We start from the raw sequence: 20,654 nt of genomic DNA on the forward strand, positions 1-20,654 counted from the left end.
TAACAATCAAGTAATTTAGCAAGACTAAAAAAAAATATTATGAAAACTATTAAAAGTCTATTCTTAGTCTGTTTTTTATTTTCAACTTTTTCTCAAGCGCAAAATACAGAAAGAGCAATTGAAAACTTTAAACAAAAAACAAATGCTTCGGTTACAATTAACAAAGATTCTAAAGTTCCAGAGTTTATTAGATTCTCGAACAATAATCCTTTAGATCTTATTGGTAGTTCTGTTGCCGAAAAAGCGTTCAGTTTTTTAAATGAAAATAAGGAACTTTATAAAATTGAAGACGTTAGTAGTACTTTCAAATTAAAAACAGAGGAGGTTGATAATATAGGATTTCAACGTGTTGTATTAAATCAATACTATAATGGTGTGTCTGTTTACGATGGTAAGTTATTATTTCATTTTAATTCTGAAAACAATTTAACGGCAATAAATGGTAATTATATTACAGATATAAAGTTGAATGCTGCACCTAGTATAGCAAAAACTGAAGCACATTCTATTGCTATAGAAACTATAGAAAACCAGGATCTTAATTATTCTGGTGCTGCATTATTAGTCCATGATACAAAATTATATATTTTTCAAAAAGGACTAGTTCAAGGTTTTAAAGGAGCTAATTATTTGGTTTACGAAGTTGAAATAAGAAATGAAAATGATGTTAGAGAATTTGTGTTTGTAAACGCTCACAATGGAACTATTGTGGAACAATTTACAGGAATGGCACACGCTATAGATCGCATAGTTTTTGAAGGAGATACAAGTAATGTAATTTGGCAAGAAGGAGATGCTTTTCCTGGTGCTTTAGATATTTGGCAACGTAATGAGGTCGAAGCCTCTGGACATGTTTATCATTTTTTTAATAATACTTTTGGTTACACATCATACGATGGTGCAGACGCACAAATGCGAACTATAAATAACAATCCTAATGTCGCAAATGCTAGTTGGAATGGTTCTACTGCAAATTATCGTGATGGTACAGCAGCAGACGATGTAATAGCACATGAATGGGGACACGCTTACACAGAATATACTAGTGGTTTAGTTTATGCATGGCAATCTGGAGCAATCAATGAGTCTTACTCAGATATTTGGGGAGAAACCATAGATCTTTTAAATAATTATGAAGATACAGATGATGACCATACATTAAGAATTGCTTGCCAAAGTTCAGATAGATGGAGAATGGGAGAAGACGCGTCATTTTTTAGTGCACCAATTCGTGACCTTTGGGATCCAACTTGTAATGGGCATCCTGGAAAAGTTACAGATGGAAATTATTGGTGTAGTGATGGTGATTCTGGAGGAGTACATGTAAACTCTGGTGTTCCTAACCACGCTTATGCTTTAATGGTAGATGGTGGTAATTATAATGGACAAGTAATTGTAGGAATTGGTTTTACTAAAGCTGCTCATGTTTTTTGGAGAGCACAGAGTCTGTATTTAACTGCTACTAGTAATTTTATTGATCTAGCAAATGCATTAGAAACTTCGGCTAATGATTTGCTAGGTGTAAATTTAGAAGGTTTATCTACAATTGGCATGCCAGCAGGAGCTTCTGGAGAAATTATTACTGCTGCAGATATACAGCAAGTAACAAACGCGGTTTTGGCTGTAGAACTCCGTATAGAACCAATACAGTGTGGGTTTTCACCAATTCTAGCTGATGTACCACCAACTTGCGATGCAGGAATAAATAATCCTATCTTCTTTGAAGATTGGGAAACAGGAACAGATGGTTGGACTTTTAGTCAAGTACCAACTGGCGCAACATGGACACCAAGAGATTGGGAAATGGAAACAAGTTTGCCAAATAATAGAGCAGGTAATGGTGTTTATGCAGTAAATGCTGCAATAGGAGAGACTTATGGTGGTGACTGCCAAGCAGATTTTCAAAACGGAATTATACAATTAGTAAGTCCAGTAATTACAATGCCTAATGTTACAACAGGAACTTACGAATTAGCGTTTAATCATTATGTATCTACAGAGATTAGTTGGGATGGTGGAAATGTAAAATATAAGGTAGATGGTGCTGCTAATTGGACTATTTTACCAGCTTCTGCGTTTATAAATAATGCCTATAATGGAGCGATAAATGGAGGCGGAAATGATAATCCTATGCAAGGTCAAGTTGCATTTACAGGAACAGATCCAGGTTCTAATAAAGGAAGTTGGGGAGCCAGTGTTGTAGACTTATCGTCTTTAGGTGTAACGGCTAATGGAACTGTACAGTTTAGTTTCGATTTTGGAACCGATGGTTGTAATGGTCGTGAAGGTTGGTATTTAGATGAGGTAAACGTTTATAACTGTGACTATGCATTATCTGTTTCAGAAATTGATGTTATAAGTAACATGATTAAAGTATATCCTAATCCATCAAATGGGACTTTTAATTTGAAAAAAATAGGACAAATAAATTTAGTAAAAGCCGAAATTAATGACATTAACGGTCGTTTTATTAAAACTGTAGATTTATTTAATATGAATGAAATGAAAGCAATCGATTTATCGAATGCTGCTTCTGGTCTGTATTTTATGACTATTACTTCAGATGAAGCGAAAAGTGTTATTAAATTAATGAAACAATAATAATTGTAAGCAGGACTTATATACAACTCAAAAGCGCAACCATTGGTTGCGCTTTTTGTTTTTTGAACTGAACTCAACTAAAATAAAAAAGTTTGTAGTATATATTAAATAACTTTAACTGCGTTTAATTCTTTTTTACCTTCTTATAGATCGAATTCAACTTCATCGCCTTCGCGAATCTCATCAATTAAACCTGAAATGTGTAAAAAATGGTCTTTGTCTAGACCTTCTTCTGTTATGAAACCAAATCCTTTAGTGTTATTGAAGAATTTTACTGTGCCTTTACTCATTGTAATAAATTTTAATTATTTAATTGAAAACAAAAATAATGACATTAATTAATGTTACTTATTTGTTTAAACCTGCTTTAGATAGGTGCAAAAAAAAACTCACTAAATAAATAGTGAGCTTTTTTTGTAATAAAGTAAATTGAATATATAATTATACTACTTTTACGTTTACTGCATTCATACCTTTTTTACCTTCTTGAAGGTCAAATTCTACTACGTCTCCTTCACGAACTTCGTCGATTAATCCAGAAATGTGTACGAAATGGTCGCTTTCTGATCCATCTTCAGTTATAAAACCGAATCCTTTAGAATCATTGAAAAATTTTACTGTGCCTTGAGCCATTTTAAAAAAAATTTAATTTATAATAAGTAACAAATATAATATTTTTTATTAAAGAATCTGTGTTTATTTTTTTTGATTACAATTTAATAATATTAAAAATTGTAGATGTATCTCTCTTAACTCTAGATTGATACCAAATATGTTTTAAAATTATTGATACTGGTTATAGGTAATGCTCAATAGGTTAAGTAGTGAAATATAATAATAGTTTTAGTTACTTCTTTGGTGTAAAACTATCTTAGTACTATTTTTTTTATTAGATCTTTACCTAATTCTTCATTAAGCATTTTTACAATTTTATCTTTACCATAGCTTAATTCCTCTCTTAAAGTACTTGAGCTTAATTGTACATAGAGTGTTTCGTTTTTTATATCTACAGCAGTTGTATAATTATTTACACCATTACCCATTAATTTTGCCCAAGCATCGCGAACATTAACCTTATCTAAACCTTTTTCTAGTTTATTGCTTTCTACAAAGTCTTGTAAAGCGTCTTGAATATTTAATATGCTATTGTTTCTTTTTGCCATATTTATCTTCCGAGACATCGGAAGGCTCATTAATTAAATTAGTAATTTACTTTACTATAATAGGAGTAAAGCGTTTGTATAAATATACATTGTTATTTTGATTAATAATTTTTAACTGACTTTTATTTGCCATTAAAACGGTTTCTTTCCAATTAGAAAACTCAGTAGAATAATACAAGTTTAAACTATCGTTTTCTATTTTAAGCTGAAGTGTTTCAGAGTCCTTTGATGTTTCATATTTGCCATCAAAACGAGGATTCATTTTTTTTCTGAAACCTTTTAAACTGTCACCAATAGAAATGTAATCAATTGTTTGGTTTACTTTGTATTCTCTTTTTACACCATTAGATAATAAAACACTTTCAATTTCCCAATAACCCTCAATATGTTCTATTAAAGTTTCTGGTTTTTGAGAACAGCTAAAAACGATAATAGATACTAATAAGACAAAAATACTTTTTTTCATAGTGTGAATTTTATATAATTAAAAGATTACCACGTCGTTCCTGTGTCACTTCTTGCAATGACACTACAGATTACAACTTAAATATCTCATAAGATTGATGCACCTGTTTTATAGCTTTTTCTGTTCGTTCAGCATGTGTGTCGCTAATAAATAATTGACCAAAGTTTTCATCGTCCACCAACTTTATTATTTGCGTAACGCGTTCTTCATCTAGCTTATCGAAAATATCATCTAACAATAATATAGGATTAAAACCGCTTTGCTGCTTTATAAAATCGAATTGTGCTAACTTTAAAGCTATTAAGAACGATTTTTGCTGTCCTTGACTTCCAAACTTCTTAATAGGATGGTTGTCTATATTAAATACTAAATCGTCTTTATGTACACCAACACTGGTATACTGTATCATCTTATCTTTATTAATAACTTGCATAAGTAATGTATTTAAATCTGTGTCAAACAAATCACTTTTGTATGCTAAATCTACAGATTCATTTCCATTACTAATGGCTTGATATCTAGATTTAAAAATAGGAATAAACGTTTTTAAAAAGGCTTCTCTTTTATTAAAAACTTTAGTGCCAAAATCTGTTAATTGGCTATTGTATACTTCTAACGTATCAATATTAAAAGTATTATTAAGTGCGAAATATTTTAGTAAACTGTTACGTTGTGCGAGTGTTTTATTGTATTTAATTAAATCGTCTAAATAGGTTTTGTCGCTTTGCGAAATTACGCTGTCTATAAACTTTCTTCGTGTATCGCTACCTTCTGTAATTAGGTCTCTATCTGCTGGTGAAATTATTACCAAAGGTAAGAAGCCAATATGCTCGCTAAACTTATTATAAGCCTTTCCGTTGCGTTTAATTACCTTTTTTTGTCCTCGTTTTAGGCTAACTACAATCTTTTCAGATTTATTTGCCTTATTATAATCACCATTTACAACAAAAAATTCTTCGTCATGTTTAATGTTTTGTGAAGCCACAGGATTAAAATAACTCTTACCAAAAGACAGGTGGTAAATAGCATCAAGAATGTTCGTTTTTCCTACGCCATTGTTGCCTACAAAGCAATTTATGGTGTCGTTGAAAGTAAGAGATTTGCTCTCGAAATTTTTGTAATTTACTAAGGAAAGTGATTTTAAAATCATAGACTATTTTCACAAATGTAGTAGCTGTTATTTTTGCAATTATATGTGGTTTGCAAAATAACAAATAAATAAGCTTTTATATATGAAGAAATATTTTATTTTTGCGACGCATAAATAAAACGATACATGGCAACTTATAAGAAAAGAGGTTACAAACCAAAAACAGAAAAAGAAAAGGAAGTTATAGATGAGAACTTGGGAGAGAACTCAACAACTGCAGAAGTATTTGATGCTTTAGACGAGACAGCTTCTAAGACAGAAGACTTTGTGGCTGCTAACCAGAAATACATTTTCATTATTATTGGAGTAGTTGCTGCTTTGGTTTTAAGTTACTTAGCTTATACTAAATTTGTTCAAGAACCTGCAAATGCAGATGGAATGAACGAAATGTACCATGCACAAAAGCAATTTAACGATGCTGTTAATGGTATTTCTAGCGATTCTCTTTACAACGTTGCACTAAAAGGTAGCGAAGGTAAATATGGTATGTTAGATATTATAAAAGAATACAGTGGAACACCTGCTTCTAACTTAGCAAACTATTACGCTGGAATGGCTTACTTAAACTTAAAGGATTATAAAAATGCAATTACGCATTTAGATAAATTTGAAAGTGAAGATCAAGCTGCTGGACCAATGGCAAAAGGATCTATTGGAGATGCTTTTATTCAATTAGAGCAGCCAGAGCAAGCTTTAAAGTATTACTTACAAGCTGCAAAAATGAGAACTAATGAATTAACTGCTCCTACATATTACTATAAAGCTGGAATTACTGCTTTAAATTTAGGAAAAGCTTCTGAAGCTTTAGGTTATTTTAATACTATTAAAAGCACGTATCCTAATGCACCTGAAGCTTCTTCAGTAGAAGTGTTTATTGGGAAAGCGCAAGCAATGTCAAACAAATAATTTATCGCTATAGCGAAAAATAAACATGGCAACAGTAAATAATAATTTATCGGAATACGATAAAGCATCAATCCCAAACGCGAAAGATTTTCGGTTTGGGATTGTTGTTTCAGAATGGAATGATAATATAACCGAAGGCTTATACAAAGGAGCCTACGAAACGCTAATCGAGCATAACGTATTACCTGAGAACATTACACGTTGGAATGTTCCTGGAAGCTTTGAGCTAATCTACGGTTGTAAAAAAATGCAACAATATAATGTCGATACTGTTATTGCTATAGGAAGCGTAATTCAAGGTGAAACTAAACATTTCGATTTTGTTTGCGAAGGCGTTTCTCAGGGTATAAAAGACTTAAATGTACTTCATGATACACCAGTGGTTTTTTGTGTATTAACAGATAATAACGAACAACAAGGTATCGAGCGTTCTGGTGGTATTCATGGAAACAAAGGTACAGAAGCTGCTGTAGCTGCTATTAAAATGGCAGTTCTTAGTAAGAAGTAAGTCTAAGTAGTTGGTACTTAGTTTTCAGTCACGGTTTTAGTTGTTAATTTCAGGATTTTATTTTTATAAAATGTAAGCACATAGGAGTAGACTTTGCTTCTTCTCGTATTTACGAGAAATATATCTGTTAACAATTTTAGCATTTCATTATATAATTTCTTCTGTATTTTCAGTACTTTTGAGTGTATTTCAATAGTATAAAATAACACTGTGTTTAATAAAAGAAAAAACAAAACGTTTAATTATAATTCTAGATTCTCTAAAGATGAAATCAAGAATGTAAAAACGGAATCTGACACTAAAAGTGAGATAACCTCAGAATGGAAACGCACTAGAAAAACTGGTGCAGGAAAACGTAAAGTAGGTTTACCGTTATTAATCTTATTATTAGGCATTATTATTGCAGTCATGTACTATCTAGAATATAAACTATAATTGTTATGGGATTTAAACTAAAACAAAATAAGCGTTATAATTATAAGCCACGTTTTTATAAAGGAGAAGGGAGTCCGTTTGCTATGAAAGGTAAATTTGATGCCGAACGTTCTACTTTAGAGGCTTCAGGTAATGTTAAAAATAGATTGGTAAAAGCTGTAGATGAATTTCAAAATTCACCAGACAAAGCAGTTAATAGACGTGTATTAATTATTATTTCGGTTTTAGTGCTTATTTTTCTTTTTATAATCGATTTCGATCTCACTATATTTTTCTAAGCTGTAAATGGCAGATATTATTCAATTATTACCAGATCATGTTGCAAACCAAATTGCTGCAGGAGAAGTTGTACAACGACCAGCTTCTGTAGTCAAAGAATTACTGGAAAACGCAATTGATGCTGGAGCAACCACAATAAAACTTATTATAAAAGACGCAGGAAAAACACTTGTACAAGTTATCGATAATGGTAAAGGTATGAGCGTTACAGATGCGAGACTAAGTTTCGAGCGTCATGCGACTTCTAAAATTAGAACAGCAGACGATCTTTTTAAACTTAATACCAAAGGTTTTCGAGGAGAAGCATTAGCAAGTATTGCAGCGATTGCACATGTAGAATTAAAAACAAAGCAAGAAAACGAAGATGTTGGTACTTGCATAGAAATTGAAGGGAGTACTGTAAACAGCCAAGAGGTTGTGGTGACACCAAAAGGAACGTCGATTTCAGTAAAGAATTTGTTTTATAATATTCCTGCAAGACGTAATTTTTTAAAGTCGAATACTGTAGAAACACGTCATATTATAGACGAATTTCATCGTGTAGCATTAGCGCATCCTAATATTGGATTTGTTATGTATCATAATGGAAGTGAGTCGTTCAATCTTCCAGAAAGTAATTACAGACAACGTATTGTAAATATTTTTGGAACAAAAACAAACGAAAAACTAGTTCCAGTAGATGAAGATACCGAAGTGTTAAAAATCTCAGGTTTTGTTGGTAAACCAGAATTTGCTAAGAAATCGAGAGGCGAGCAATTCTTTTTTGTAAACGATAGATTTATAAAAAGTGCTTATTTAAATCATGCTATTGGCTCAGCGTTTGAAGGGCTTTTAAAGGATGGAGCACACGCTAGTTACTTTTTAAATTTAACGGTAAATCCACAAACTATAGATATAAATATTCATCCTACTAAAACTGAAATTAAGTTTGACGATGAGCATACTTTGTATGCCATTTTACGTTCGGCAGTAAAACACAGTTTAGGACAGTTTAATATTGCACCAGTTTTAGATTTTGATCGCGATGCAAATTTAGACACACCATACAGCTATCAACAAAAAGGAGAGCCTTCTGTAGAAATCGATAGAAGTTTTAATCCGTTTAGAGAGGAAAAACAATCTAGTAATAGTGGACCTGTAATTAGTAGTTCTTATAAAAAACCTTCAAGTTCAAATTGGGAAGGTTTGTATGTAGGTCTAGAATCTAAAGGCACGCAAACACAGCAAGATTTTAGCGAAGTACATTTTGAGAGTGCAGCTAAAAACGAATCGATTTTTGATAACGATAATCAAGTAGAAAAGAAGCAAAGCACGTATCAGTTTCATAATAAGTACATTGTAAGTACTATAAAATCTGGTATGTTGTTAATAGATCAACATCGTGCACACCAACGTGTGTTGTATGAAGATTTCTTGAAGAATATGACAATTAAAGAAGCAATGAGTCAACAACTATTGTTTCCATTGCAACTTCATTTTTCACCGCAAGAGATTGAGATTATTAATCAGTTAAAAACCGATTTAGAACACACAGGTTTCATTTTTCAGACCATAAAAGGAGAACTTGTTGAAATCTCTGGAGTGCCTGTAAGTGTTCCAGAAAGTGAGGTGTCTATTATTTTAGAGCAACTTATTAATGATGTCGAAAACGAAGTGCCAGATAGTAACTTTAGTCCAACAGATTTGCTTGCCAAGTCTTTAGCTAAGAGTTTAGCAATAAAAACAGGACAAAGCTTAACAATTATGGAACAAGAGCATTTAGTGAATTCACTTTTTGCATGTAAGGAACCTAATGTTTCGCCAACTAATAGAACTACATTTATAACAATGACTGTAGACGAGTTGGATAAAAAGTTTGTGTAATGATTAAGTTAACAGAAGTAATAAAGCATATTGTAATTATTAATGTTATATTTTTTGTAGCATCAATTACGCTTGGAGATACAACCTTGTTTAACAAATGGATGGTTATGTATTATCCATTAAATAACGATTTCCATATTTGGCAGGTAGTAACACACCTTTTTATGCATTTAGACTTCATGCACTTATTGTCTAACATGCTAATGCTTATTTTTATTGGGACGTTGTTAGAAAGGGCGATAGGAAAGAATAAGTTTATAATTTTGTATTTTTCTGCAGGTTTAGGAGCAGTAATTTTAAGTGTTTTAGTAGATTATATACAAATAGAATTGGCAATAAATACATTAACTAATTCAGGTTTTAACAAAACAGATATAATGTCTACGCTAAGTCAAGGAAAGTATTATCCTGCTTGGGAGTCATTATTAACAGAGAACTCTTTTAAAAACTTAGTTACTAATTTTAACAAAATTAGTTTAGGCGCTTCTGGTGCAGTTATGGGTGTTGCTGTTGCAACGGCTTATTTGTTTCCAAATGTAGAGTTTATGCTAATGTTTCCTCCAATTCCTATTAAGCTTAAATATTTAGTTATGGCTTATGTAGCGGGAGATGTTGTTTCTGCAGTTTTAACAGGAACGCCATTAGTAGGTTCTACAAATGTTGGGCACATGGCACACATAGGTGGCGCAATTACAGGATTTATTATGATGTGGTATTGGAAGAAACAACTAATCAAAAAAAATAGAGCTAATTAATGAGTTTGCTTTCAGATTTAAAATACAAGTATAATTTAGCGTCTGTTCACGAAAAAATAATTTTCGTAAACATTGGTGTTTTTGCTGTTGTAGCACTTTTAAATACAGTCTATTTTTTAGCAACAAAATCACATTTATTATTATTTCAAGATTACTTAGCGCTACCCGAAGATTTAAATCAACTTATATTTAAACCTTGGACGTTTCTTACTTATGCTTTTATGCATACTAGTTTTTGGCATCTTTTAGGAAACATGATTGCTTTGTATTATTTCGGACGTATATTCTTAACCTTCTTTTCTGTAAAACAACTTATTAACTACTACTTTGTTGGTGGTTTAGTAGGTGGTTTAGTATTTGTTGTCTCGTATAATCTCTTACCTGCTTTGGTAGATGAATCTGCGATATTACTAGGTGCTTCTGCTTCTGTTTTTTCAGTTTTGGTTGGTGCAACCACTAAATCTCCAAACTATGTATTAAACTTGTTCGGTGTGTTTCAGCTTAAGCTTTGGGTGCTAACAGTATTGTATCTTATTTCATTTATAGCTTTAATACCTTATGCAAATGCAGGAGGAGAATTATCTCATTTAGGAGGAGCTGTTTTTGGATATATTTATACTAAACAATTAGTAAAAGGAAATGACATTGGAAAAGGTTTTGAACGATTATTAGTTACTATCACTAGTTGGTTTAAACCTAGGAAAAAAGGAAACCTTAAAACAGTTTATAAAGATAAATCTAAAGTTGGTGGTTATACTAAAGGCGAGTTTAGCGAGTTTAATAACCAAAAGAAAATAGATGTTATTTTAGATAAAATAAGTAAAAGCGGTTACGAAAGTCTTTCTGCTGCAGAAAAAGAATATCTATTTAAAGCCGGAAAGTAAAATGCGGAAATTAAAATTTTTCGAGAAAATAATGTTCTTCTTCAACTCTGTTGTGGCATTTATTTTACTGTTGTCTTATATCTTACCATTACTACCACCAAAAACGTTTGCAGCCCTGTCTGTGTTAGGTTTAGGTGTGCCAATTTTAATACTTTTAAATGTCTTATTCTTTGTTTATTGGCTAGTTAAAATAAAAAAACAACTTTTATTATCGTTACTCATTTTAGCTATTGGGTATTCTATTTTTGGTTCTTTGTATAAGTTTTCTGAATCTAAAACAATAGAGGATATAAACAATATTTCTATTATGAATTACAACGTGAGATTATTTAATCTCTATAAATGGATTCCTAATGAAGATGCCGAGGAAAAACTAGTTGGTTTTATAAAAAAAGAAAGACCAGATATTCTCTCTTTACAAGAATACCATCCACGAGAAAGCACTAAATTAGGTTTTTACAAGTATAAATATGAAAAGCTACTTGGTAAAAAGAAAAATTACGGACAAGCCATTTTCTCAAATTATCCAATAATAAATTCTGGTTCGGTAGAATTTCCTAATACTTTTAACAATGCTATTTATATTGATATCGTAAAAGATAAGGACACTATTAGAATTTATAATTTACACTTACAGTCACTACGTATCGATCCAAAAGTTGAAAATTTAACGACCAAAGAATCCGAGAAACTATTTAATGGAGTAGGAGAGTCTTTTAAAATGCAACAGTTTCAATCCGAATTATTTTTAAAGCACAAAAACAAGTGTAGTTATAAAACAATTATCTGTGGAGACTTTAATAACACAGCTTTTTCTTATGTTTATAAACAGGTTAGAGCAGATTTTAAAGACACGTTTAAAGAAGCTGGAAATGGTTTTGGTAGAACGTATAACTTTAAGTTCTTTCCAATGCGTATCGATTTTATATTTGCAGATCCTGCATTTAAAGTAAATAGTTTTAAAACTTACGATGTCCAGTATTCAGATCATTATCCTATAATGACGAAGGTTAGTCTTGTTCAGTGATCAATAAACAATTATCAATTTTTATTGTTAAATGCTAAGTGTTATCAGCTCATCATCCAACAATCTACAGCATCTGCTAAAATATGAATACATAAACCTAAGCCTATCCATCTTGTTTTTTTCGGAAACACTAAAAGCAAGTAGAAAGGAATTAAGTAATAACTATGTAGCGGATGAAAATTTATACTACACCTATTGGCTTCAAATATAGGATTTGCTAACAAGTGATCTAAGTCAATTAATATACCCAAAATCATTATTAAGTAAGCCTTTTTCCACTGTGATTTAAAAAAGTATAAAGCTATTGCTAAAGGCAGTAAAAAATGAATACCATAATGTAAGAATGGTTGCATCATTATAGAATGTTTTGAGATTCTAAATAACTAATAGCATTAGGTCCTTCGTTAAAAAGTAAATCTAATATGCTTAAATTATTAATATAGCCATGTTTAGAATAAAACACTTGAGTGTAAGGTTCTAAGGTAATTATATTTTCTTTTTTAGCATTTACTAAGCCTCTGTAATCTTTTAAATCTTTGGGTTCTTTTTCAAAAAGTTTAGTTTTAGAACTATTTATTTCAAGCTGAAGGCATTCGCAAATGACTTCAAAGCATTTTAGATTAAAATCTAAAATAGTATCGAACGTTTGTGCGAAAAGTGGTTTTAATTCATCTATATAATACTCGTAAAAAGGAGAGGTTCTATAGGCCGATTCTAAAGATTTAAAATGATTGTCTTGCCATTTGTAATCGTTGGCAATCTTAACTTCGCTATACTTTTGTCTATTTTTCTGGCTAAAAACAACAGGAACACTTAATTGTAATTTTCCATTTGCAGCATAAACATAACAACGGTTTCTATAGGTTTGCTTTTGGTAATTATCGTAAACTTCCAAAACAACAGCATCTGCTTTTATAATAGCAACAAAAGTTGCAATGCTTGGGAAATATGTAGGATGGAGTAATATTGTCATTATTTTGTTAAAAAGCTACCTAACCAAGTGTAGGCAATAAATAGAATACCAACAGCTGTTGCAACTGTTCCAAATTCGAAACCTAAAGATGTTCCAAAAATGGCGATTAATATCATGGCTATTCCATAAATATAGTTAATAATTTCAGACTTTTCAGTATCTGATAGTGCAGCACGTGTTAAAGGCAATATTGCAGCTAAACAAGCAGCGCTAATTAGTGCATAAAGCGGATCGTTAAGAATAAAGTAGACTCCAAAAAATAGCAATGCACTTATTAAAAGGCCAAACATAATTTGTCCGCTTAATTTGTCTTTTTTATCTAAAAGGTATTTTCCGAATTTATCGAACATCAAAATCATATTAGACAAAGGATCCATAATCCAACTGCCTAATGCAAATAATAAATAAGCAATTATTAATGGAATTGCCATAATTGTTAATCCGCTTGCCGATAATAATTTTAAAGAAAGGCGGTAGGCAATATATAAACCTATTATAAAAATATATTGGTTTTTTTGCGACTTGTTACTTATCCAAAAAGAATATCTTAAATAGAGATTGTAAATTTTATTTTTAGATTTCATAGCAGTAAGCATTCCACTTCTAGCATAATCTAAATTAGGATCCAGCATTAAAGCCTCTTTGAAATGTTTTAAAGCTTCCTTAGGCTTATTACTTTCTAAATGAGACCAACCAACATTAGCATGAGAGTAAGCGTTCTCTGGGTTGTCGTTAAGAAGATTCTCTATTGATGAAGCAGCTTCATCTTTTCGGTTTAATTTGGTAAGTGCAGTTGTTCTTGCGTTTAAGCAAAAGGTGTTTTTAGAATTGATTCTTAAACCTTCGTTTGCAAAATCTAAAGCGCTTTCAAATTGTTTACTATTTATAAGAATATAAGCTTTCTGTCCAAAATGATTTTCGTCATCTGGATCAATTTCTAATGCTTTATCTACATTTTCATTAGCCTCTTTAAGCTTATCTTCATGAAGATAAATTTGTGACAGTAAAAAGTATATCTCAGCTTCGTTAGGATAGTCTTTTCTTAAATCTGTAATTACAGTAAAGGCTTTGTCGATATTATCTAACTGAAAGTAGCATTGTGCTAAAAAATATTTTGCATTAAAGTCTTCGGCATTCTCTGTTATAGCATTTTGAAAATATGGAATAGACTCTTTAAATCGTCCTAACTCAAATAACTGCAGACCTCTTTGTAGATTAGGGCTTTCCATTATTTTTTTATTTTCAAATAAGTAAGAATGTCGTCGTACAATCCAGAATCGTTAGAATATAGAGCATAGTTTTTAGCAGAACCAAACCATTCTTTTGTTGAAGGTTTCATTTTACCAAAAGCTTTAATAATATCTTTTGTCTTTAGAGGTTTTGGAATACCATCTTTAAAAGATTCTAGCAACTTTTGTTCTATTGCAATATCAATACTAGAGCTAATATCTGCACCAGAATATTCTTTGCTTTTTTTAGCTAATTGTTTTAAATCTATGTCTTCCGTTGGTTTTCCTTCTAACTGAATTTTAAAAATAGATTCTCTAGCTTTTTCATCTGGAGGCGCTACAAAAATAATACGATCAAAACGGCCAGGTCTTCTAAAGGCTGGATCTATATACCAAGGTGCATTTGTGGCTCCTAAAACAAGAATACCATCGTTATCTGAATCTATACCATCTAACTCAGACAGAAACTGGTTTATTACTGTGCGTCCTGCTGTTTTATTAATGTCGTTTCTATTGGCTCCAAGTGCATCAATTTCATCTATAAAAATAACACATGGTTTATTTTCGCGTGCAGTTTCAAAAATTTCATGAAGGTTCTTTTCTGAATTTCCCAACCACATATCTAATATATCATTAATACCAATATTTATAAAATTGGCATCAATTTCTCCTGCTGTTGCTCTTGCAATGTGCGTTTTTCCACAACCTGGAGGACCGTAAAGCAAAATACCACCTCCAATTTTTTTTCCGTAAGCTTTATATAAATCTTTGTGGAGTAGTGGTTTTATAATTTTTAAATCTATTTCTTCTTTTACATTTTCCATACCACCAACATCGCTAAAATTAACGTCTGGTTTTTTTAGCATGGAAAGTGCATCTTCGTCAATAAAATCGTCAACTTCACTAGTAACTGCAAGTTTAAAAACCGACTCGAAATCAGGATTATAATATCTATTATCTATTTCTAAAATCGTTTGATAAATAGATAATGCTTCGGCATGATTTTCTAGCTTTAGTAATGCGCTGCAATACAATTCGAGATGGTCTATGTCATTGCTATTCTCTGTAAGTTCTTCTAGTATAACTTCGGTTAAATTATATTTTTCTTGATTGTAATAACATTTAGCCAATAAATACTTGTACTCTTTCTTATTAGCTTTGTCTAACAGAGAAATAAGATGTTTTTCAGCTTCAGTATAATTAAAACTATTGAGATAAATCTTTGCAATTTGAAAACGTAACTCGTTATTTTCTGGAGAAAACTCAAGTGCTTTTAATAAGCTTTCTAGTAGCGAATTATCCATGGTTTATTTTTTTTTACGTTTTCTAAAGCGATTAAAACCTATAAGCCCAGCAATTAAAACCAATACTGGTATTAAGTAAGATGTAGATTTACCTGTTCCATGTACAGTAGTAAACAATCTATCCCAACGTACTTTCTTTTTAATAGTATCGAAACTCATCCATACTAAAACAGGTTTCCCAACGACATGATCGAAAGGTACAAATCCCCAATATCTAGAATCGATTGAGTTTTGTCTATTATCTCCCATCATCCAATAGTAATCTTGTTTAAAGGTATAGTTTGTTGCAACTTCTCCATTTATTAAAATTTGGTTTCCACGAGACGTAATTGTATTTCTTTCGTATTCTCCAATTACACGTTTGTATAATGGGAAATTTGTTATAGTTAAATCTAAAGATTCTCCTTTTTTAGGAATGTAAATTGGTCCAAAGTTATCTGCTGTATAACTATACTCAGAATCTTGAGGAAATAAACGAGCATCTGGAGTTTCAGAGTTTACTTTCTCTAAAGAGATTACGCTTGGGTCTTTTGCTACTTTCGCAGCTAATTCTTCAGTCATGTTACCAATATAATTGGTATTGGCAACAGTCATTTTTAAGCGATTGAAAAAACGCTGATTTAATCGACCAGAGACTTCTGTTTTTAGCGAATCTCTTTTTATTATATTTAAATTTACATCTGTACTAGCGTTTATAAAATCTTTAATTTTAGGATCGTCTAAATACTTGTTTTCAATGTAATACGTTTCATTAGCGCTACTTTCGGTAATTTCATACTTATTAAACAACTGTCTAATATCTCCATTAGTTTTTACAGTGTAGAAAAACTGTAATCGCGCGCGATCTGGCAAAATATTTTGCTCTCCATTTATGTAAACATGACCTTCTCTTATTTCTAAATTATCACCAGGAACACCAACGCAACGTTTTACTAAATTAGTTTTCTTATCAATTGGTTTGTAGTAATTTCGGTCTGGTGTAAAATCATTCATGTCCAACAATGTATCTGCAGGCTGATTGAAAACTACAATTTCGTTTCGTGTTATTTTTTGGAAACCAGGCAATCGCATATAAGGCAATTGTAGTTTGTTTTTCCAAGAAGTGTTACGTTCTTCGTATTTATCGTCAAATATATAAGATTTCATTTTTGTCTTCGGAACAGAATCGTGTACCATTGGCAAAGCAACCGTTGTCATTGGTACTCTTGCTCCATAATGAAATTTACTAACGAAAAGAAAATCTCCAACTAATAATGTTTTTTCTAATGAAGAAGAAGGAATAACAAATGGCTGAATAAAATAAGTATGTACAATAGTTGCTGCTACAATTGCAAAAAGAATTGAGCTTATCCAATCTCCAGCGCTAGTTCTTGCTTTTAAACTTCTGTCTGCAACATAACTAACATCTGCAACATAGTTTAAGTAAAAGTTATAAAAACCTAAAGTTACTATAGCTAGAATAGTATCTAATCTTGAGTTTTTTCCAAAACTTCTTGCTGTTTCTACCCAAATAACTGGAAACATAATAAGGTTTACAATAGGTAAAAAGAGTAGGATAGTCCACCACCATTCTCTATTAATTATTTTCATTAAAATAACAGCATTGTAAACAGGAACAAAGGCTTCCCACGCTTTACGACCTGCTTTTATATATAATTTCCAAGTGGCTAATCCGTGAATTAATTGAATAATCAAGAAGAATATAATCCATTGTGTTCCGTTCATAATCTATATTTTGTACTAATAGTTAATAAAGTCTATTAGTGGTTTTGCTTTCGCAAATGTTACATTTTTATTTTTAGTTAACTAATATTTAACACGTCTTTCATTGTATAAACACCTGTTTTTCCAATAAGCCATTCTGCAGCTACAACAGCTCCTAAAGCAAAACCTTGACGACTGTGTGCAATATGTTCTATTTTAATGGTATCTACTTCGCTTTTGTAAGTAATATTATGTGTTCCTGGTACGTTCTCGATACGTTTTGCAGTAATAGGAAGTACTTTTTCTTCATTAGCATCTAATTGCCAAGAGTTGAATTGGTTGTGGTTTTCTACAATATCTTTAGCTAAAGAAATAGCTGTACCACTAGGTGCATCAAGTTTTTTTGTATGATGAATTTCTTCAAGACTAACATTGTAATCTTCTAAAGCAGACATCATTTTTGCTAAGGTTTTATTCAATTCAAAAAAGATATTGACACCCAAACTAAAATTTGAAGCATATATAAATGCTCCTTTTTTTTGCTGGCACAAATCAACAATCTTATCATAATGATCTAACCAACCAGTAGTTCCAGAAATTACAGGTATATTATTATTAATGCAGTTAGAAATATTACCAAAAGCAGCAGTTGGAATACTAAAGTCTATAGCAATATCTGCTTTTGTTATTTCAGAAGTTACGGTTTCGGAAGTTTTAATTACAATCTTGTGTCCACGACTTAAAGCAATGGTTTCAATTGTTTTTCCCATTCTACCATAGCCTAGTAAAGCGATTTTCATCAAAAATTATAAATTTTAGTTTCCGAGACATTGGAAATTTTATTAATATTTTGTTTCTGTGTTTATACAGAAATCTATTTTTTTTGTCACACTGAGCGCAGTCGAAGTGCAATTACTAATCCAACTTAAAACTCATGGTCAGGCCAACAGTTCCTTTTTTATCGAACTCATCAATTTTATAATGTGGTTTAAAGCTTAAATTCTCATCTACATTATATTGTAATAAATGCGCGTCTACATTGGCATCTATAATATTTAAAGCATATAAACCGATAGTTACTAAAAGCGATAATTCTTTATTTCTTCTTAACGATTTTTGTGCTTCACGTAAACCATCATCTGTTAATCGATCTTGAAATTCGTCGTCTTCAAAACCTGCTAATCTACGTTTGTAAGCATCACGTACGCGTTTGTATTGTTTGTTGTTATCTATGTAAAAATAAACACCTGTTCCCAGTGCTGCATAAACAAGAGGGATTTTCCAGTACTTCTTGTTGTAAGCTTGACCTAAACCAGGTAAAATAGCAGAGTAGAAGGCAGCCTTAGATGGACGTAATGGATCTATTTCTTTACGTACCAAAGCAGAATCTGCAGGTACAATAACTAACCCTTCAACGTTTTGTTTTGTTTGTTCCTTTTTGTCTTCTGCTTTCTTTTCCTCTATCTTTTTTTTGTCTTTTTGCGCTAAAGCGGAAAGACTAAGTAGTAAACAAAAGATGGATATAAGTAGTTTATTTGTCACCTTCAACTAACTTTTTAATACGATTAAAATCTTCTTCAGAATGAAAAGGAATTGTTATTTTTCCTTTACCATTACTAGCTACTTTAACGTCTATTTTATGTCCAAAGTATTCAGAAAAAGCGGCTACTCCTTTTTTAACAAACTTTGGCAATTCTTCTTTAGTTGCTTTTTTAGGAACAACCACTTCGTCTGTAGCATTATAGTTTTTTACTAATGCTTCTGTATCACGAACAGATAATTTATTAGCTAATATTTTTTCGTAAATATCTAATTGTATTGTTTGGTCTTCAATATTAATAATTGCACGACCATGACCCATAGACAAGAAGCCATCACGCATTCCTGTTTGAATAATTGGATCAAGTTTTAATAAGCGTAAATAGTTTGCAATTGTAGAACGTTTTTTACCAACACGATCACTCATTTGTTCTTGTGTTAATTGAATTTCATCAATTAAACGTTGGTACGATAATGCAATTTCAATAGGATCTAAGTCTTGACGTTGGATGTTTTCTACCAATGCCATTTCTAGGCTTTCTTGATCGTTTGCTATACGTATGTATGCAGGTATTGTTTCTAAACCTATAGATTTACTAGCACGAAAACGACGTTCTCCAGAAACCAATTGATACTTTTCGAATCCTAATTTTCTTACCGTTATGGGTTGTATTACACCAAGTTCTTTAATAGAAGATGCTAATTCGCGTAAGGTTTCTTCGTTAAAACTAGTACGTGGTTGAAACGGATTCATCTCAATACAATCCAATTCTAATTCCACAATATTACCAATAACTTTATCTGCATTTTTATCTTGTACAGATTGTATATCGTTACTTGGGTCTTTTAGTAAAGCTGAAAGTCCTCTACCTAAAGCCTGTTTTTTTGTTGCCTTCGCCATTGCTTAGGAGTTTTTATTTATTACTTCTTTTGCTAAACTTAAATAATTTGCTGCACCTTTACTAGAGGCATCATAATTAATAATGTCTTCACCAAAACTTGGTGCTTCACTAAGTTTAACATTTCGTTGTATTATGGTTTTAAAAACCATATCGTTAAAATGTTTTTGTACTTCCTCTACTACTTGATTAGAGAGACGTAAACGCGAATCGTACATGGTTAATAATAAGCCTTCGATGTCTAATTCTGCATTATGTATTTTCTGGACACTTTTAATGGTGTTTAATAATTTACCTAAACCTTCTAGTGCAAAATACTCACATTGTATAGGTATCATTACAGCGTCTGCAGCAGTTAAAGCGTTTAGTGTTAGTAAACCAAGAGAAGGAGCACAGTCTATAATTATAAAATCGTAATCATCTTTTATTGGCTCTAATGCTCTTTTTAGCATGTATTCTCTATCCTCTTTATCTACCAGCTCAATTTCTATAGCAACTAAATCTATATGAGCAGGAATAATATCTAAGTTTGGTGTATTGGTTTTTACTATCGCTTCTTTAGCAGTGTTGGTGTGCTCTAAAAGTTGGTAGGTTCCAATCTCTACAGTTTCTACATCTATGCCTAGTCCAGAGGTAGAATTCGCTTGTGGATCTGCATCGATAAGTAATACTTTTTTCTCTAAAACACCTAAAGAAGCTGCTAGATTTATTGAAGTCGTTGTTTTTCCAACGCCTCCTTTTTGATTGGCAATGGCTATTATTTTACCCATTAATTGATTTGGTTTTATTAGAGAGCTTTCGTTTAAAAGTCCAGACGTAAAAATACAATTATTTATGGGTTTAGAAAACGGAAGTTGTTAACAGTTGCTTAAACTTAAAAGTTAGCTTTTATAAGTTGTTTCTTTATTTATGCCTTTTGTTGTCTAGTATAGAGCCAAAAGAGATAGAAATAAGTTAATTAAGGCATAG

At 31.5% G+C, this 20,654-nt stretch carries 23 protein-coding genes; 9 read left to right on the plus strand and 14 right to left on the minus strand.

Features of this window, described 5'->3' with window-relative positions:
- The first annotated feature begins 39 nt into the window (after positions 1 to 39).
- Positions 40 to 2,601 carry a M4 family metallopeptidase gene (locus CW733_RS01430; protein WP_100995012.1) on the plus strand — a complete coding sequence of 854 codons (2,562 nt, stop codon included), beginning with the start codon at positions 40 to 42 and terminating at the stop codon, positions 2,599 to 2,601.
- Between the two features lie 143 nt (positions 2,602 to 2,744).
- On the opposite strand, the gene CW733_RS01435 is transcribed toward CW733_RS01430, so the two are convergent.
- From CW733_RS01435 to CW733_RS01455, 5 genes are all read right to left on the minus strand, one after another.
- Positions 2,745 to 2,891 (minus strand): cold-shock protein, encoded by a 147-nt coding sequence (locus tag CW733_RS01435; protein WP_100995013.1) that lies wholly within the window; start codon positions 2,889 to 2,891, stop codon positions 2,745 to 2,747.
- Positions 2,892 to 3,042: 151 nt separating this feature from the next.
- Entirely contained in the window at positions 3,043 to 3,234 is a 192-nt protein-coding gene (locus CW733_RS01440) for a cold-shock protein (protein ID WP_055448295.1), read from the minus strand.
- Between the two features lie 233 nt (positions 3,235 to 3,467).
- Complete coding sequence (locus tag CW733_RS01445) at positions 3,468 to 3,764, minus strand: DUF721 domain-containing protein (RefSeq protein ID WP_100995015.1); 297 nt, start codon at positions 3,762 to 3,764, stop codon at positions 3,468 to 3,470.
- A 46-nt stretch (positions 3,765 to 3,810) separates the two neighbouring features.
- Positions 3,811 to 4,230: a hypothetical protein gene (locus CW733_RS01450; RefSeq protein WP_100995017.1), complete on the minus strand. Its 420-nt coding sequence runs from the start codon at positions 4,228 to 4,230 to the stop codon at positions 3,811 to 3,813.
- Between the two features lie 70 nt (positions 4,231 to 4,300).
- Positions 4,301 to 5,380 carry a DNA replication/repair protein RecF gene (locus CW733_RS01455; RefSeq protein ID WP_100995019.1) on the minus strand — a complete coding sequence of 360 codons (1,080 nt, stop codon included), beginning with the start codon at positions 5,378 to 5,380 and terminating at the stop codon, positions 4,301 to 4,303.
- 126 nt (positions 5,381 to 5,506) lie between these two features.
- On the opposite strand from CW733_RS01455, the gene CW733_RS01460 reads away from it, so the two are divergent.
- The 8 genes from CW733_RS01460 to CW733_RS01495 all read left to right on the plus strand — a co-directional run bounded on the left by CW733_RS01460 (position 5,507) and on the right by CW733_RS01495 (position 12,037).
- The gene (locus tag CW733_RS01460) at positions 5,507 to 6,286 is read left to right on the plus strand and encodes a tetratricopeptide repeat protein (protein ID WP_100995021.1); all 780 of its coding nucleotides are present in this window, start codon (positions 5,507 to 5,509) and stop codon (positions 6,284 to 6,286) included.
- Between the two features lie 25 nt (positions 6,287 to 6,311).
- Positions 6,312 to 6,794 carry a 6,7-dimethyl-8-ribityllumazine synthase gene (gene ribH, locus CW733_RS01465; protein ID WP_100995023.1) on the plus strand — a complete coding sequence of 161 codons (483 nt, stop codon included), beginning with the start codon at positions 6,312 to 6,314 and terminating at the stop codon, positions 6,792 to 6,794.
- A 210-nt stretch (positions 6,795 to 7,004) separates the two neighbouring features.
- Positions 7,005 to 7,229 (plus strand): hypothetical protein, encoded by a 225-nt coding sequence (locus tag CW733_RS01470; RefSeq protein ID WP_100995025.1) that lies wholly within the window; start codon positions 7,005 to 7,007, stop codon positions 7,227 to 7,229.
- Between the two features lie 5 nt (positions 7,230 to 7,234).
- The gene (locus tag CW733_RS01475; RefSeq protein ID WP_100995027.1) at positions 7,235 to 7,507 is read left to right on the plus strand and encodes a riboflavin synthase subunit beta; all 273 of its coding nucleotides are present in this window, start codon (positions 7,235 to 7,237) and stop codon (positions 7,505 to 7,507) included.
- Between the two features lie 7 nt (positions 7,508 to 7,514).
- Complete coding sequence (gene mutL / locus CW733_RS01480; RefSeq protein WP_100995029.1) at positions 7,515 to 9,371, plus strand: DNA mismatch repair endonuclease MutL; 1,857 nt, start codon at positions 7,515 to 7,517, stop codon at positions 9,369 to 9,371.
- Entirely contained in the window at positions 9,371 to 10,126 is a 756-nt protein-coding gene (locus CW733_RS01485) for a rhomboid family intramembrane serine protease (protein ID WP_100995030.1), read from the plus strand. The genes mutL and CW733_RS01485 overlap by 1 nt, the downstream gene beginning before the upstream one ends.
- On the plus strand, positions 10,126 to 11,010 hold the full coding sequence (locus tag CW733_RS01490) for a rhomboid family intramembrane serine protease (RefSeq protein WP_100995032.1): 885 nt from the start codon (positions 10,126 to 10,128) through the stop codon (positions 11,008 to 11,010). Before CW733_RS01485 ends, CW733_RS01490 begins: the two co-directional genes overlap by 1 nt.
- Before the next feature lies 1 nt (position 11,011).
- Positions 11,012 to 12,037 (plus strand): endonuclease/exonuclease/phosphatase family protein, encoded by a 1,026-nt coding sequence (locus CW733_RS01495; protein WP_100995034.1) that lies wholly within the window; start codon positions 11,012 to 11,014, stop codon positions 12,035 to 12,037.
- 44 nt (positions 12,038 to 12,081) lie between these two features.
- Here CW733_RS01495 and CW733_RS01500 read toward each other — a convergent pair whose 3' ends face one another.
- The 9 genes from CW733_RS01500 to CW733_RS01540 all read right to left on the minus strand — a co-directional run bounded on the left by CW733_RS01500 (position 12,082) and on the right by CW733_RS01540 (position 20,455).
- Positions 12,082 to 12,393 carry a DUF6122 family protein gene (locus tag CW733_RS01500; protein ID WP_100995035.1) on the minus strand — a complete coding sequence of 104 codons (312 nt, stop codon included), beginning with the start codon at positions 12,391 to 12,393 and terminating at the stop codon, positions 12,082 to 12,084.
- On the minus strand, positions 12,393 to 13,010 hold the full coding sequence (locus CW733_RS01505) for a WbqC family protein (protein WP_198520092.1): 618 nt from the start codon (positions 13,008 to 13,010) through the stop codon (positions 12,393 to 12,395). The genes CW733_RS01500 and CW733_RS01505 overlap by 1 nt, the downstream gene beginning before the upstream one ends.
- Positions 13,010 to 14,239: a tetratricopeptide repeat protein gene (locus CW733_RS01510; protein WP_100995039.1), complete on the minus strand. Its 1,230-nt coding sequence runs from the start codon at positions 14,237 to 14,239 to the stop codon at positions 13,010 to 13,012. The genes CW733_RS01505 and CW733_RS01510 overlap by 1 nt, the downstream gene beginning before the upstream one ends.
- The gene (locus CW733_RS01515; RefSeq protein ID WP_100995041.1) at positions 14,239 to 15,543 is read right to left on the minus strand and encodes an AAA family ATPase; all 1,305 of its coding nucleotides are present in this window, start codon (positions 15,541 to 15,543) and stop codon (positions 14,239 to 14,241) included. Before CW733_RS01515 ends, CW733_RS01510 begins: the two co-directional genes overlap by 1 nt.
- Positions 15,544 to 15,546: 3 nt before the next feature.
- A complete protein-coding gene (gene lepB / locus CW733_RS01520; protein ID WP_100995043.1) occupies positions 15,547 to 17,268 on the minus strand; it encodes a signal peptidase I in 1,722 nt (573 codons plus the stop codon).
- Between the two features lie 77 nt (positions 17,269 to 17,345).
- A complete protein-coding gene (gene dapB, locus CW733_RS01525) occupies positions 17,346 to 18,047 on the minus strand; it encodes a 4-hydroxy-tetrahydrodipicolinate reductase (RefSeq protein ID WP_100995044.1) in 702 nt (233 codons plus the stop codon).
- A gap of 115 nt (positions 18,048 to 18,162) precedes the next feature.
- Positions 18,163 to 18,789 (minus strand): DUF5683 domain-containing protein, encoded by a 627-nt coding sequence (locus CW733_RS01530; protein WP_100995046.1) that lies wholly within the window; start codon positions 18,787 to 18,789, stop codon positions 18,163 to 18,165.
- Positions 18,779 to 19,687 (minus strand): ParB/RepB/Spo0J family partition protein, encoded by a 909-nt coding sequence (locus tag CW733_RS01535; protein ID WP_100995048.1) that lies wholly within the window; start codon positions 19,685 to 19,687, stop codon positions 18,779 to 18,781. Before CW733_RS01535 ends, CW733_RS01530 begins: the two co-directional genes overlap by 11 nt.
- A gap of 3 nt (positions 19,688 to 19,690) precedes the next feature.
- Positions 19,691 to 20,455, minus strand: coding sequence for a ParA family protein (locus CW733_RS01540; protein WP_100995050.1), 765 nt, complete (start codon positions 20,453 to 20,455; stop codon positions 19,691 to 19,693).
- Positions 20,456 to 20,654 lie beyond the last annotated feature (199 nt).

Source organism: Lacinutrix sp. Bg11-31 (genome assembly GCF_002831665.1).
In the GTDB taxonomy this organism is placed as follows: Bacteria; Bacteroidota; Bacteroidia; order Flavobacteriales; family Flavobacteriaceae; genus Lacinutrix.

Excerpts from the sequence above, each read along its gene's own strand:
- ribH (WP_100995023.1), top strand. The coding sequence starts at position 6,312 with ATGGCAACAGTAAATAATAATTTATCGGAATACGATAAAGCATCAATC.
- CW733_RS01505 (WP_198520092.1), bottom strand. The coding sequence starts at position 13,010 with ATGACAATATTACTCCATCCTACATATTTCCCAAGCATTGCAACTTTT.
- dapB (WP_100995044.1), bottom strand. The coding sequence starts at position 18,047 with ATGAAAATCGCTTTACTAGGCTATGGTAGAATGGGAAAAACAATTGAA.
- CW733_RS01460 (WP_100995021.1), top strand. The coding sequence starts at position 5,507 with ATGGCAACTTATAAGAAAAGAGGTTACAAACCAAAAACAGAAAAAGAA.
- mutL (WP_100995029.1), top strand. The coding sequence starts at position 7,515 with ATGGCAGATATTATTCAATTATTACCAGATCATGTTGCAAACCAAATT.
- CW733_RS01455 (WP_100995019.1), bottom strand. The coding sequence starts at position 5,380 with ATGATTTTAAAATCACTTTCCTTAGTAAATTACAAAAATTTCGAGAGC.
- CW733_RS01435 (WP_100995013.1), bottom strand. The coding sequence starts at position 2,891 with ATGAGTAAAGGCACAGTAAAATTCTTCAATAACACTAAAGGATTTGGT.
- CW733_RS01450 (WP_100995017.1), bottom strand. The coding sequence starts at position 4,230 with ATGAAAAAAAGTATTTTTGTCTTATTAGTATCTATTATCGTTTTTAGC.
- CW733_RS01495 (WP_100995034.1), top strand. The coding sequence starts at position 11,012 with ATGCGGAAATTAAAATTTTTCGAGAAAATAATGTTCTTCTTCAACTCT.
- CW733_RS01445 (WP_100995015.1), bottom strand. The coding sequence starts at position 3,764 with ATGGCAAAAAGAAACAATAGCATATTAAATATTCAAGACGCTTTACAA.
- CW733_RS01490 (WP_100995032.1), top strand. The coding sequence starts at position 10,126 with ATGAGTTTGCTTTCAGATTTAAAATACAAGTATAATTTAGCGTCTGTT.
- CW733_RS01535 (WP_100995048.1), bottom strand. The coding sequence starts at position 19,687 with ATGGCGAAGGCAACAAAAAAACAGGCTTTAGGTAGAGGACTTTCAGCT.
- CW733_RS01440 (WP_055448295.1), bottom strand. The coding sequence starts at position 3,234 with ATGGCTCAAGGCACAGTAAAATTTTTCAATGATTCTAAAGGATTCGGT.
- CW733_RS01475 (WP_100995027.1), top strand. The coding sequence starts at position 7,235 with ATGGGATTTAAACTAAAACAAAATAAGCGTTATAATTATAAGCCACGT.
- CW733_RS01430 (WP_100995012.1), top strand. The coding sequence starts at position 40 with ATGAAAACTATTAAAAGTCTATTCTTAGTCTGTTTTTTATTTTCAACT.
- CW733_RS01510 (WP_100995039.1), bottom strand. The coding sequence starts at position 14,239 with ATGGAAAGCCCTAATCTACAAAGAGGTCTGCAGTTATTTGAGTTAGGA.
- lepB (WP_100995043.1), bottom strand. The coding sequence starts at position 17,268 with ATGAACGGAACACAATGGATTATATTCTTCTTGATTATTCAATTAATT.
- CW733_RS01540 (WP_100995050.1), bottom strand. The coding sequence starts at position 20,455 with ATGGGTAAAATAATAGCCATTGCCAATCAAAAAGGAGGCGTTGGAAAA.
- CW733_RS01500 (WP_100995035.1), bottom strand. The coding sequence starts at position 12,393 with ATGATGCAACCATTCTTACATTATGGTATTCATTTTTTACTGCCTTTA.
- CW733_RS01515 (WP_100995041.1), bottom strand. The coding sequence starts at position 15,543 with ATGGATAATTCGCTACTAGAAAGCTTATTAAAAGCACTTGAGTTTTCT.
- CW733_RS01485 (WP_100995030.1), top strand. The coding sequence starts at position 9,371 with ATGATTAAGTTAACAGAAGTAATAAAGCATATTGTAATTATTAATGTT.